13 protein-coding genes and 1 pseudogene are annotated in these 13,434 nt (G+C 54.4%); 3 read left to right on the top strand and 11 right to left on the bottom strand.

What is annotated here, in order from left to right:
• Positions 1–192 precede the first annotated feature (192 nt).
• The 8 genes and pseudogenes from dagF to SK32_RS19795 form a co-directional block, all read right to left on the bottom strand.
• Complete coding sequence (dagF, locus tag SK32_RS19760) at positions 193–936, bottom strand: 2-dehydro-3-deoxy-phosphogluconate aldolase (protein ID WP_048213746.1); 744 nt, start codon at positions 934–936, stop codon at positions 193–195.
• Positions 923–2,032, bottom strand: a complete 1,110-nt coding sequence (gene dgaE, locus SK32_RS19765) for a D-glucosaminate-6-phosphate ammonia lyase (RefSeq protein ID WP_048213747.1) — start codon at positions 2,030–2,032, stop codon at positions 923–925. The genes dagF and dgaE overlap by 14 nt, the downstream gene beginning before the upstream one ends.
• A 3-nt stretch (positions 2,033–2,035) precedes the next feature.
• A complete protein-coding gene (locus SK32_RS19770) occupies positions 2,036–2,896 on the bottom strand; it encodes a PTS system mannose/fructose/sorbose family transporter subunit IID (RefSeq protein WP_163190207.1) in 861 nt (286 codons plus the stop codon).
• A complete protein-coding gene (locus SK32_RS19775; RefSeq protein ID WP_003023960.1) occupies positions 2,893–3,642 on the bottom strand; it encodes a PTS mannose/fructose/sorbose/N-acetylgalactosamine transporter subunit IIC in 750 nt (249 codons plus the stop codon). Before SK32_RS19775 ends, SK32_RS19770 begins: the two co-directional genes overlap by 4 nt.
• Positions 3,643–3,667: 25 nt before the next feature.
• Complete coding sequence (locus SK32_RS19780) at positions 3,668–4,153, bottom strand: PTS sugar transporter subunit IIB (protein ID WP_003023959.1); 486 nt, start codon at positions 4,151–4,153, stop codon at positions 3,668–3,670.
• A 12-nt stretch (positions 4,154–4,165) separates the two neighbouring features.
• Complete coding sequence (locus SK32_RS19785) at positions 4,166–4,591, bottom strand: PTS sugar transporter subunit IIA (protein WP_040231533.1); 426 nt, start codon at positions 4,589–4,591, stop codon at positions 4,166–4,168.
• A 120-nt stretch (positions 4,592–4,711) separates the two neighbouring features.
• A pseudogene (gene dagR / locus SK32_RS19790) lies at positions 4,712–7,510 on the bottom strand (transcriptional regulator DagR).
• A 90-nt stretch (positions 7,511–7,600) separates the two neighbouring features.
• Complete coding sequence (locus SK32_RS19795; protein WP_003844473.1) at positions 7,601–8,017, bottom strand: GNAT family N-acetyltransferase; 417 nt, start codon at positions 8,015–8,017, stop codon at positions 7,601–7,603.
• Between the two features lie 130 nt (positions 8,018–8,147).
• Here SK32_RS19795 and SK32_RS19800 point away from each other — a divergent pair, with 130 nt between their 5' ends.
• Both SK32_RS19800 and SK32_RS19805 read left to right on the top strand, forming a co-directional pair.
• A complete protein-coding gene (locus tag SK32_RS19800) occupies positions 8,148–8,441 on the top strand; it encodes a YicS family protein (RefSeq protein ID WP_003840665.1) in 294 nt (97 codons plus the stop codon).
• A 92-nt stretch (positions 8,442–8,533) separates the two neighbouring features.
• Positions 8,534–9,916, top strand: coding sequence for a glycoside hydrolase family 1 protein (locus tag SK32_RS19805; protein ID WP_048213749.1), 1,383 nt, complete (start codon positions 8,534–8,536; stop codon positions 9,914–9,916).
• A gap of 49 nt (positions 9,917–9,965) precedes the next feature.
• Here SK32_RS19805 and nepI read toward each other — a convergent pair whose 3' ends face one another.
• The 3 genes from nepI to SK32_RS19820 form a co-directional block, all read right to left on the bottom strand.
• The gene (gene nepI / locus SK32_RS19810; protein ID WP_048213750.1) at positions 9,966–11,159 is read right to left on the bottom strand and encodes a purine ribonucleoside efflux pump NepI; all 1,194 of its coding nucleotides are present in this window, start codon (positions 11,157–11,159) and stop codon (positions 9,966–9,968) included.
• Positions 11,160–11,288: 129 nt separating this feature from the next.
• The gene (locus SK32_RS19815) at positions 11,289–11,825 is read right to left on the bottom strand and encodes an SRPBCC domain-containing protein (RefSeq protein WP_048213751.1); all 537 of its coding nucleotides are present in this window, start codon (positions 11,823–11,825) and stop codon (positions 11,289–11,291) included.
• A 99-nt stretch (positions 11,826–11,924) separates the two neighbouring features.
• Positions 11,925–12,377: a DUF1198 family protein gene (locus SK32_RS19820; RefSeq protein WP_048213752.1), complete on the bottom strand. Its 453-nt coding sequence runs from the start codon at positions 12,375–12,377 to the stop codon at positions 11,925–11,927.
• Between the two features lie 105 nt (positions 12,378–12,482).
• Here SK32_RS19820 and SK32_RS19825 point away from each other — a divergent pair, with 105 nt between their 5' ends.
• A complete protein-coding gene (locus SK32_RS19825) occupies positions 12,483–13,388 on the top strand; it encodes a LysR family transcriptional regulator (protein WP_048213753.1) in 906 nt (301 codons plus the stop codon).
• Positions 13,389–13,434: the final 46 nt, after the last annotated feature.

The following is a 13,434-nucleotide window of genomic DNA, read 5'->3' on the forward strand; positions in this document are numbered from 1 at the left end:
GAACAAGATGACGGGACATTACTCGCCAGTGGCACAGACCACATCAGGGAAATTACCCCTTTGCGAGGCGCTTTCGAGGATAAATAGATGCTGCTGCAATGCATTCATTTTCCATGAATGATGTTCGCAAAAATACCCGGTAGGCGTGAGCACCTCCGGGCATTCTCTTTTCGCTCTCCAACGATGGCAACATCACACCAGGGCTTTGACTATCTCCATCAACCTGATGATATCTGCAGGCCGGGTATTACCGGTCTGTGGGTCGATAATCGAGCTGTAAACATGTGGCATGACGCGCGGTACTCCTGCTTCCAGACAGGATTGCAGGATAATGCCGAAGTTATCGAGATCGATACCGCCGGTCGGTTCAATCAACGTCATGCCGTTGCGTGCCGCTGTCGTCGCCAGTGAGTACAGCTCAGGCAACGATTTCTCACCGCCCATAGGGAAGAACTTCGCGGCATGCGCGCCAGAGTCCAGCATCATGCGCACTGCGGCATCGCAGGAAACGCGGGCTGGCGTGCCCTGGCTGCTGCTGACCCCGGTGGAGATCAACACTTCCCCCGGCGTGCCCGTGGGACTGACTAACGCGTTGATATGGGTCTGTTCACCGCCCGTTGCGGCCAGCGCGCCTGCCGCAAACCCACAACCGGTAAAGGTCTGGTTGACGTGTGCCGGATGGACCCGTGAGGCAATCATCGCCGCTTTGTAATACTGCGCCGGGTCGCCCGCCCCCAGCCCCACGGAAATCGACGGCACGTGGACCATCCAGCGTTTTACTTCCTTAACCCCTTCCTCAACCGAGGCAAACTGCGCCGAAAGAATGCCGATCACCGCGTGACCTTCGGCAGCGTCATAGATTTCCCGGGCGTTGGCGATATCCTTCGCCAGCACGTTAATAGCCACTTTATTGCGATAAAAATTAATGTGCTGCATGGTCTGCAATCTCCTTTAGTCGGGCCACGATCAGTGCCATTTCCCCTTCTGCGACCGTACGCGGGTCAAGACTAAAGACGCCCTGATGAAGGTTGTAACGGCGAGCGTAAATCGCGATATCACCCTCTCGCAGCTGCGCTTCTACGGCGTAAGCATCCATCCCCAGCTCTTGTGCATTCACCCGAATACGAATCCGCCAGATGGCGCGCCCGGCTTCGTCCTGCTCAATATCCGCATCCAGTCCGCGAATCGCTGAAATCGCCTGCGCCACGGGGCGAAGCTCTTCGGCGGTGACCACGGTTTGCCCCTGATGATAGTTTTCCAGGGCATACACCAGCCCGACCATATTCTCTTTGCCGATCTTCATCGCCCGGGCAATTCCGTGGTGCTGCGCTTTACACGCGGCAATCCACTGTTTCTTCCCGGTGATAAACCCGGAGGTCGGCGCGTTAAAGGCTTTTGCTCCGCTGTAGACCACCATATCCGCCCCGCTCGCCACCCAGGCGTGTAAGTCTTCCTCGGCGGCGGCATCGACAATCAGCGGCAGGTTATGAACCTGCGCAACCCGTACGAAGTCTGCAATGCTCAACATGCCTTTCTGCACGCAGTGGTGCGATTTCACATACAGCAGCGCGGCGGTGTTGTCGGTAATCGCGCTCTCCAGCTGCCAGCGGGCCGCCAGATTACTCGAGCCAACCTCCACCACGCGCCCTCCCCCTAAGCGAATCGCGCTGGTGATCGGCGCACCGTAATCCACGTTATGCCCGCGCAGCATGACCACTTCATTGGCCATACCCGCGCTATCCGGCATCAACGTGACTCGCGCCTGGTCGCCGCGCGTAATGGCGGCGGCAACGGATATCGCAATACCTGCCGAGGCGCACGAAGTAACATAGCTGTCCTCCGCGCCGGTGTAGCGGGAAACCAATTCACCGGTACGGTCCACCAGCCGGTCAATTTCAACAAAGGCCGAGGCTGCCCGCGCGGTGGCCTGCATCACTTCCGGCGCGACGCTGGAAACGCCCAGAATCGTCATTTTGCCGCAGGCGTTAATCACCTGTTTTAGCCCCAGTTGTTGATAGATATTCTGTGTCATGGCTTACAACACTCCCAGCAGCGAACAGACCACGCTGAGCGCGACAATCGACAGCAAAATCGTGGTGTAACGCGGTCCTTTCTTCACCAGATAGAAGTAGATGGCGAACACCGCCGCCAGCGGCAGCAGGCCGGGGGCAATAGAGTCGAGGATTTGCTGGACCACCACTTCAGAGCCTTTCAGGGCGCTGAGTTTTAACGGCGTGGTGATCTTGACGTAGCTTGCCGACAGCGCGCCCATCATGATCAGGCCCAACACGTTCGCGCCGTAGATCAGTTCCTTAATTCGCCCTCCCTGCAGCAGACCAATTATCGAGTCGCGTCCCAGCGTATAGCCTTTGTGCACCATGCCATAGCTGATTGCCAGCGTAATGGCCGGGTAGAGGATTAACGGTACAATTCCGCCCATCGCGCTGCCATTGGCGGCGAATGGGATGAAAATAGCAATTAACAGCGGCATCACGGCGGCCCAGATGATGGAGTCTCCCATCCCCGCCAGCGGTCCCATTAGCCCGGTTTTAATCCCGGTAATTGAGGCATCGCTGATCGGCTCGCCGCGGGTTTTCTGTTCCTCCATCGCAATGGAGATCCCCTGAATTACCGCCCCGAACGTCTGCTCTGAGTTGAAGAAGTTCAGATGGCGTTTCAGCGCTTCTACCTGTTCCTCTTTTTGCGGGTAGAGCTTTTTGATGATCGGCGTCATCGAGGCGCAGAAAATCAGGCTCTGCAAACGCTCATAGGAGCTGGAGACTTCCGCGCCCAGCCAGTAGATAAACCAGGCTTTGGTGATGTCTGCTTTGGTCAGCGTGCCGCTTTCACGCGCACGCTCCACCAGTTCATGTTGCATTACGTCGTTGCTCATCATGCTGCTCCTTCATTTTTCGCCAGACCTTTAATCAGGAAGGCCACGCAGGTACCAAAGATTGCCATCGCCATGATGTCCACCTTCAGGTACAGCACTGCGAAGAATCCGCCGATAAACCACGGCAGCAGGCTCTTTTTACCGATCACCATAATGGTGATAGCGAAGCCCAGCGCTGGCAGAATGCCGCCCATAATTTCAAAGGAGTGCGTCAGCCAGTGCGGCATCAGCTTGAGGAAGCTTTCCACCACGTCCTGACCAAAATAGTTGGCGGCGAACACCACCGGGAAACGCAGTACAAGGCCAAGCAACGCCGGGTAGAGGAATGCACAGCGCATAATGCCCGCCATGTTGGCCGTTTCTGCATGTTTGTCGGCCATATGCACCCACGCTGCGTTTAACGTGCGGCGCAACTGGTCGAGGAACACGCCGATGACGCCAAACGGGATCGCCAGCGCGATAGCCAGGTTCGGGTCCATTCCGGCCTTCACGGCGATAGGAATTGAAATACAGGCGGCCAGCGCTGGATCAGAGGGCACGTTACCGCCTGGCGTAGAGGTCACGCCGAGATAAACCAGCTGCATGCCTGCACCGATGATCATCGCCGTTTCCATGTTGCCTAACAGCAGGCCAACGAATACGGCAATCACGACGGGCTGTAGCAGCATGGCGGAGAAGGTGTAGCCAAGGCGTAATCGGGCAAACCAGTAATACAACCCCATCAGGCTTGCAAAGACTAAAGTATCCATAGTTAAGTACCCTGTTATCAAAGAATTAGAATTTTTTCAGGATATCGTCCAGCGACTGCGGCTTATCTTCCGGGATAGTCTGGAAGAACACCTGAATCCCACGATTTTTCAGGTCGCTCAGAATGCCGACGTCTTTTTCATCCAGCGTAATGTTCTGGAATACCGCTTTGCGGTTTGGCCCGCCGCCCAGTCCACCGACCTGAATGGTAGTGACGTCAAACCCCAACTGGACCGCTTCCTGAACCGCCGCCAGAGAAGGGAACAGCACCAGCACTTTGCCGTCACCAAGCTGGTTTTCTTTCCAGGCTGCCGCAAAACTTTGGTTACCGAAACAATCCACTTTGATGTTTGGCGGCGCGGCCATCAGGTAGATGTTTTTCATAAACGGATCGGCATCCAGCTCATCGCTGACCACCGCAATCCGGTTGGCCTGAGATTGTCCAACCCATTTAGTCACCACTTGTCCATGAATCAGACGGCTATCGATACGACATAAGACGATGTTTGCCATGATGTTTATTCCTTATTGTGATTGTTGTAATTGACGCACGTGGGCGACAACGTCCAGGCAACTGCTACGCCCGGCCTCGACCAGTTCAGCCACGCAGGTGGTCAACTGGCCATGCTCGCGTTTGTCGAGCGCCTCCAGCAGCAAAGAGGCATTGAGCCCGGAAATCACTGCCACCGGGTAATCGGCACTCAGCCGCGCCGCCACGTTAGAGGTGGTGCCGCCAATAAAATCAGTCAGGATCAGTGAACCTTCCGGCATGGTTTTCACCACAGCTTCAACGCGCTGGTAAAACTCGCCGAGCGTATCAACGGGCATCAGCGCAATTTCCGTCACGCCTTTGATTTCACCCATCACCATGCGCAGGCTGTTGCAAAGCTGTTGCCCCCAGCCGCCATGGGTCAGCAGCAGGATCTGGGGCAAGGATTCAGTGGTAGTCAAAATGGCCTCCTGGCTCGATTACATAGACATAGGTAAACAGAGCAAAGGCTGTGCCAGAATTTGTGTCACGCAGGGAAGAGATGAGTGCTGGCGGAGCAGAAAGCCGCGCCAGTAAAGGGATTAGCTATACAGCAGTTCGTAGATATAAAAATATTCCGCGTCCGATAAGCGAATGGCATAGGCCTCTTCGATCGGCAGGAAAGCAGATTTAATGACACTAAACGCGCGATTATCCAGATCCGGCTTGTTCTCCAGCGCCATCTGTAACGGTTTGCGGTTAATCACGATACGCTCGACCATACAGCAGCAGTGGATCAGGAAGCGCAGTGTCACCTGACGACTCGGTTTGAGCGAAAGCGCGGTGGTCAGATGGTTCAGCACGCCTTCCATCTCTTTGAGAATACGCTGCGGGTTGAGCACCGAAATATGGTTAATGATGCTCTCCATGGTCAACGCGCTGATAAAGCGCATCGCGCTGCGCTCCATCTCCAGACGGCGTTCGCTGCTGGAGAGATCTGGCGTCAGCAGGCTGAGTACCAGCTCGGGGCCTTGCTCAGAGAACAGCTCCTCGAGCGAGATAAACGGAATATCCGGCAGTCCTGGCTGGAAAGTGCCCACTATTCCCGCCAGGCGTTCACTGGCGTTAATCGCCTGCTGCACGCGCTCCAGACTGCGGACTTCGTTGTAATCGAGGATCACCATCCGCGTATCCTGCGACATCAACTCACCGAAGCTCTCTTCCAGCACCTTTTTGATTTTTTCTGCCGTCCCCATCCCGGTGATGCAGGAGATAACCAGCACTTTACCGCTATTTTCCTGCTGCGGCGTACAGAGCTGACAGGGAATATTTTTGCTCTGCATCAACGCCGCCAGCTGCGGCAAGTCGCTGGTTTCGTAGCTTAAATCCAGCCCGATTTCCAGCAGGCTGGTGAGCGTAATATTGGGCATCAGCAGAACGTCTATCTGAAATAATTTGCTGATCGTACTGCCAAAATGGACCAGCGAGCCAATATCCACCATCAGGATCAACCGGCGATATTTTCGGGTCTGGATCATCTGTGTCAAAGCTTCCAGCGTGTCATGCACCGACTGCTCGAAAGGCATATCGATAGCGCTGAACACCTCGCGCTCCAGCACGCGATTCACTTACTGCGCCTGACTTGTCGCCGTCGTCGCACCGTGGGCAATCAAAATCACCCCGCAGTCCGGACTGGCGTCAATCCGTTGGCGGTAATGGCGACACTCTTTGAGGAACAGGCACAGCCAGACCACTTCCGTCGCCGGACATTGAATATGCAGTAGTTCATTGATTTTCCGGCATAGCAGCGTGGCGTTATCATATTCATCTTTGCAGCGATCGAGGATCAGGCTGGAAGAATAAAGTTGCGGAATAAGGCCGCGCTGCACATAGCCAATCAGCGCCAGGAAGTGTTTGCGCAGCGGGTTAATCAGATTTTCCGGCAGCGTAAAACCAAGCACCTGTTCAACGCAGCCGATCAGCAGCGTGACGCGCTCTTCAATCTGATCGCCATAGCGCGGAGGATGCGCCACGCTGTCGCGGCTATAGAGACCATATTCAAATATCGAACTGAGCTTGTTTTTGAGGATTGCCAGCGTTTCGGCTGGCGGCACGTTGCTGTTACGCAGGTTGATATATTCGCGGGTCAGGAAGCTGTAGAAGAGATCGCTCTCTTCAATTTCGGCTCCGGTCGCCAGCGAGTTTTTCAGCGCGGGCAGCGTGCGGGCATCGATGCTTAAATGCTCTTTGCCTTCGAACAGTGCGCCAACCAGCAGACGTTGTTCCGGCGTGGCGTTAAAGGGGATCTCGGTCAGACGTTTATCCAACTGTAGCGTATCGCTGTGCTCCGTCATTCCCGAAGCCCAGGCCTGGGCGCAGAGAAACTGAATATCGCTCTTGAGCTGACCAATATTGCCTTCCAGCGGCTTGTTCAACAGCCAGAGCAGCAAGGTACGGTCGATGCTTATCGTACGCTCGATTTTGCGGCTCTCACGCTGTAAGAAGCCAACGATCAGTTCAACCTGCTCTTCCACCGAACGCTGGCGGATGCCGGGCAAATCGATACATACCTGAATACGTCGCTGGAAAGTGCGCAGCAATGCTGAACTCACCGGCTCGGTGGTGGCGCAAATCAGGCGAACCGAGATTGACCGCGCCACGGCGCTTGAGCCCAGCGGGCGATACTCACCTTTGTCGAGAATAGAAAACAGCTTTTCCTGACCTTCATACGGCAGACGATGCACTTCATCGAGCAGGAGATAGCCGCCATCAGCCTGTTCGACCAGACCGGGTTTATTTTCATTTGCGCCGGTAAATGCCCCCTGTCGATGACCAAACAGGTGCGAAGAAAGCAGCTCCGGGTTATGGGCGTATTCCGCGCAGTTAAAGTAAACCAGCGGCGGCGACGCTCCCACTGCGCGTTCGCAGGCGAAACGGTGCATCAGTTCGGCAAAAAAGGTTTTGCCGACGCCGGAGGGACCGGTCAGCAGAACGTGCAGTCCGTGGGGATACAGCACCGCCGCGCGGCCTTTTTCCACCGCGTCGCGCAGGCTGCGATCGTAACCAATCAGGCCAGAAAAGGGATCCTCTGTCGCCTGGTTTTCCTGAACAGGCAACAGGTCGGCAACGGTTTGCACTTCGCGCTCGGACTCATCGAGTTTGCGCCCCAGCAGCGTTTCAATCGCCTGACGATGCAGAAAGAATACCGGGCGTCCGCGGCTTTTAATCGCCAGGCCGTCGTTCCAGAGCTGATTGAGATCTTTACTGACCGAGTTGCGCGCCAGTCCGAGGTTAAAGCCGATAGCTTCCGCTGTGAACGCCGTTTCCTGCGCCAGATGGGCAAGATTCAGTCCTCGCGTCAGCCGTTCCAGCTCCCCCAGTATTATCTCAATCCGTCTCATCTCTTTACCGCTTAAGAAATAAATGATTGTTCAGAACATACACTATTCTGCTACGCAAGACAGTGAGGCGGCGTCCAGACCTTCCGGTCATCAAAACGTTTTCGACAAATAATGCCGCGCTGAGCCGGTTTCCGGAAAGTTATCGAGGGTCATTTGCAGCTGATAGCCGTTTTTCTGATAAAACGGCAGCGCCTGGAAACTCATCGTGTCCACCAGCGCATGCAGGCATCCTCTCTCACGCGCTGTCTGCTCGGCAGCCTGCATCAATTTTGTGCCATAACCGCCTTTGCGCAGCGAATCATGCATCCACAGGAAATCAATGCACAGCCATTCGCCTTTGATTTTGCCAATCAACCCGCCCAGAATTTCATTGCGTTCATCGCGCCAGTACACCGCCAGGTCGCCAAAGTTGGTGGTTCTCAGGAACTGGCGGTTGTAGGCGCGCAATCCGGCAAGCAGGGCATTTTGATCGTCTTCGGTAATGGTATCTGTAATCTGTATTTGCATCCTATCCTCCTGAAAAACTACAACTTCTGGCTGATTATTTGTTTAGAAATTAACACAGGCTGATGAGTGAGGCGCATGCCGTCTACACTTACTCTTGAGATGATGCGCATCGACAACAAGGATTATTATCATGAAACGAGCCGCTTTACCGCTTATTGCCATTCTTTTCACGCTGCCGGGTTTAGCGCAGGCCGATTCGGCTTACGGCTCTCTACAGTCTGTTCATGAAAAAAACACCGTATTAAAGGATTTACGCAAGATTTGCACCCCACAGGGATCCCCCTCCGATGACGTGTGGGAAAAAACGATTATGTCTGATACACGTAATCAGCAGCATATCCGCGAGGCTATTCTGGCAATACAAAGAAATAACCAGAACAACTACTGGGAAGCGTTGGGCAAAGTTGAATGCCCGGATTTGTAACTATCGTATTGAAAAACGAGCGCTGTAACCGGTTTCTGTTTAGCAAAATCGCCTATTGTGTAGGGAAGTGAAATACATCAAGGAGCAAGATAATGCGATACCGTTTTCCTGATAACTTTTGGTGGGGGAGTGCCTGCTCGGCGCTGCAAACCGAAGGGGATAGCCTGAATGGCGGCAAAAGCCAGACAACATGGGACGTGTGGTTCGACCGCCAGCCAGGGCGTTTCCACCAGGGGGTTGGTCCGGCGAACTCATCCACGTTTTATCAGCACTGGAAACAGGACATCGCACTGCTCAAACAGCTGAAACACAACAGCTTCCGCACCTCAATCAGTTGGTCACGACTGATTCCGGACGGTACTGGCGAGGTGAATCCTGAGGCCGTCGATTTCTATAACAACGTCATCGACGAGCTGCTGGCGCAAGGCATTACGCCATTTATCACCCTGTTCCACTTTGACATGCCGATGGTGATGCAGGAGAAAGGCGGCTGGGAAAACCGTGAGGTGGTTGAGGCGTTTGGCCGCTACGCACAGACGTGTTTTACATTGTTCGGCAACCGGGTGAAGCACTGGTTCACCTTTAACGAGCCGATTGTTCCGGTAGAAGGCGGCTATCTGTATGACTTCCATTACCCAAACGTGGTGGATTTCAAACGCGCGGCCACCGTGGCGTATAACACTGTGCTGGCGCATTCCACGGCGGTGCGGGCGTATCGCGCCGGAAACTACGGCGGTGAGATCGGTGTGATCCTAAATCTGACGCCCTCTTATCCACGCTCTCAGCACCCGGCGGATGTGCAAGCCGCGCACCATGCGGATCTGCTGTTTAACCGCAGCTTCCTTGACCCGGTACTAAAAGGGGAATATCCGGCGGATCTGGTCGAACTGCTGAAAGAGTACGATCAGTTACCGGTATGCCAGCCGGGCGACAGTCAGCTCATCGCCGAGGGGAAAATCGACCTGCTCGGTATCAATTATTATCAGCCGCGCCGCGTGAAATGTCGTGATACTGCCGTCAATCCAAACGCGCCGTTTATGCCGGAGTGGCTGTTTGATTATTACGAAATGCCGGGGCGGAAAATGAACCCTTATCGTGGCTGGGAAATTTATGAGCCAGGTATTTACGATATTATTACTAATCTGCGTGATAATTACGGCAACCCGCGCTGTTTTATTTCTGAAAACGGGATGGGCGTGGAAAATGAGCAGCGTTTCGTTGAGCATGACCAGATCAACGACAGCTACCGCATTGAATTTGTTTCTGAGCATCTTAAATGGCTACATAAAGGCATCAGCGAAGGTTGTAATTGTCTTGGCTACCATATGTGGACTTTTATTGATAACTGGTCCTGGCTCAACGGATATAAAAACCGCTACGGTTTTGTTCAGTTAGATTTAGCAACGCAAAAACGTACGGTGAAAAAGAGCGGCGAATGGTTTGCCCATACTGCCGAAAACAATGGTTTTAATTAAAAAAAATAACCAGGATGCCGGATAACGATCCGGCATACCGAGCTTTAGTTTATTGCATACCCTTTATGCGAACTTTTGCTGCCACCAGAAGTGCCGTCAGCAGCATCAGGCTGCCGGAAAGCATCAGGGGCGACAGCAGTCCGAGAGTATCGAGCGCATAGCCTCCCACCGCAGCCCCACAGGTATTGGCAAGCTGGATCACGGCGACCTGCACCGATCCGGCTTTTTCTGCCTGATCGGCAAGCGAGCGCGTGATCCACGTCGACCAGCCGACCGGTACCAGCGCAAACAACAGTCCCCAGATAATCGCAATACCCGCCGCCACCACTTTGTCACTGCCCCACAGAATCAGGACCAGTGCACTGAGCGCCAGCACCAGTGGCGCACCGGCTAACGCCAGTTTGACCGAACGCTTCAAAATCATCGACGAAAGCGACGTACCAACAAAGCTGGCAATACCGAAGCTCAGCAGCACCAGCGTCAGGCCATCAACGTCAAAGCCCGCCAGATTCATATAGATCGGGCGAATATAGGTAAAGAAGGCGAACTGCCCGGCAAAGGACATAAAGATGGCGATCATGCCAGCCATCACGCCCGGACGTTGCAGCAGACTGAACATATTTTGTTTTTGGTGCGACGGCTCGCCAGGCAGCGATGGCAGCGATCTCACCACCCAAATCGTGCACAGCACACCCATCACCGCCGCCGCATTAAATACGTTACGCCAACCGATGATGCCGCCCAAAAAGCTCCCCAGCGGTGCAGCAATCACCAGCGCGATGGAGACTGCGCCAAAAATAACCGACAGCGCCTTCGGCACCGTACGTGCAGGAACCAGACGCATGGTCAGCGACGCCGACATCGCCCAGAAGCCACCAAGCGCCAGACCGAGACAGGCGCGGCCAATGAGCAGCAGCGAAAAAGAGTTGGCAAAGGAAACCAGCAGACAGGAAAGCGTCAGCAGCACCGAAAACAGGATCACCACGTAGCGACGATCGGTCGCCTGAATAATTTGCGTCACAAACAGGCTGGCGAACATGGCGACAAATGCCGTCACGGTCACCGATTGCCCGGCAACACCTTCCGAAATACCCAGATCCTGCGCCATCGGCGTTAACAGGCTAACGGGCAGAAACTCAACAGTTATCAGGCAGGCAACGCAGAACGCCACGGCAAATACCGCCGACCAGTTAGGTCGGGAATTTGCCTCAGCGCGGGATTTTTGTTCAACAGCTTCACTCATTTTGTTACCTGCGTGGGGTTATTGTAGAAAATTTACGCAGTGTAACATTAAATTTGTGACGCATTTAGCGTTTTGACAACTATTCATCGGATGTCGGCTGCACCTTATCCGGCCCAGGACAGAGCACCCTTACTGGCTCAATTTAGCGTCACGCGCAGCCCGGGCCAGGCCGGTTATCCACTCCTGGTGACCGTTGATCATCGGATTGGGCAGCGTACGCGCCAGTTCTTGTGCCGGAACGCCAATTTGTGATTCCTGGGTCAGAATACGTACGCGCCCGCCGGGTAAATCCTCAAAGAGCCAGGCGTGGATCACATCCAGACGTGTAGTGGCATCACCTTCCGCCCAGCCATGCCAGGCAACACGCGCGGCCTGGCCGTCAACCGGCGGCACATACTCGGTGATTTGCGCTTCGATTGGGAAACCAAAAGTCGTAAAACGAAAACGGGCATCCATGCTTAACAACGGACCGGAACCGTCATGAAACCGGATATCCGCCACGTTGCTGTAATACGTTGGCCAGCGCGTTGTGTCATTAAGCTGTGCCCAGACGGCACGGGCGCTCAGTCCGGCAACGATAATTTCATTTGAGGCAAAGTTATCGGTCGTCCCCGGCAGATACGCTTCAGGCCAGATAATTGCACTTTGTTGAGTCGCGTGATTCATGATGTACCTCGTCGTGTGAGTTAACGAGGTACATCATGCTTTCGCGTAAGATATAAAGATAATGACGATTCAAAATAATCGTCATCATAAATTTTGATATCAGTGCAGCCAGTGCACGCCATCCTCTGGCTGGAAAAAGGCGTTATAGCGCATCTGGAACGCATTAAGCTCCTGCATATCCGGCTCCATCTCGCGCAGAAAACCAAGCGCCAAACGTACCTGCGCATCGGTAATAGGTGCAGCCAGCCGGGCTTTTTGCAGCCAGCGGTGCCATTGCAACAGGTTCTGCTCACTGCCGTCGACAATCACGATTTGCCAGATCAACAGCACCTGGGCGGCATTTTGCAGATGTGATTCATCAGGGCGGTGGAGGTACTGTAAAAAAGCCTCACCCTGTACTTTTCCCATCTGATCGATCATCGATTCTACCGGCACGACATCAAGGTTCAGCCGCTCGCTCAGACGGCGAATTGCCCGCCGCGACCCGGACGTTAGCACCCGAAATCCCACCACAAAAACAACCACCAACGTGGCCAGCATTATCCAAATCATGCGCACATCCATTACCAGACAGGACGCCCATCATAGCGGCAAATTCACCTCTGTCGACGACTGAACGTGTCATAATGTGACTTATTGAACTCGCAGGCAGACATCATGATATCTGATATCAGAACGCTCGATCTTAATCTGTTAAAAACGCTGGATGCCCTGCTGGATGAACGCAGCGTAACCCGGGCGGCACAGCGGCTGTCGCTCACTCAGCCTGCGGTAAGCGGTATGCTCAACCGCCTACGCGACTATTTTGACGATCCTCTATTTAGTCGCACGCCGCACGGCATTGTCCCGACGCTGCGTGCCCAACAGTTGGCCGCCCCGGTCAAACAGATCCTCAGCGACATCGATACCCTGCTTAAACCGACACAGTTTGACCCGCTCACCGCAGCGCTCACCTTTACCGTCGCCGCTACGGATTACGCGCTCAAAGCAGTGATCGTGCCGTTTATTGCCGCGCTTCGCGTGCGCGCCCCAGGCATCCGTGTGCGGGTGGTTCCGGTTGAGCCAGCGCTACTTACCACGCAGTTTGAGCAGGGGAAAGTCGACCTGGCGTTACTGACGCCGGATACAACGCCCGATAACCTGCACAGTCGGGGGTTATATGATGAAGAGTACGTCTGCCTCATGCGTCATGAGCATCCTGACGCGGGAAAAACGCTGACGCTCGATCGCTTCTGCGCGCTGGAGCATGTGCTGGTTTCTTATGAGGGTGAAAGTTTCTGGGGCGTCACCGATGAGGCACTGGCAAGCGTCGGACGCCAACGGCAGATTGGTTTGTCGGTTAGCAGCTTCCTGGTATTGCCGGACATCCTCGCCATCAGCGATATGATTACCGTGGTTCCTGCCCGTCTGGCATATGACGAGACACGAATGTGCGTTTTGCCGCCCCCGCTGCCCATTGCCGGTTTTACAAAAAGCATGGCCTGGCATGAACGCACGCACCGCGATGCCGCTCATCAGTGGCTACGTAATCTGGTACATGAAACCAGCCAGTTTAAGGCATAAAAAAGCCCGCCATTAAGGCGGGCAAAAGTTACCAATGCACACTTAA

This window comes from Citrobacter sp. MGH100 (genome assembly GCF_001034465.1).
Lineage (GTDB): Bacteria > Pseudomonadota > Gammaproteobacteria > Enterobacterales > Enterobacteriaceae > Citrobacter > Citrobacter youngae.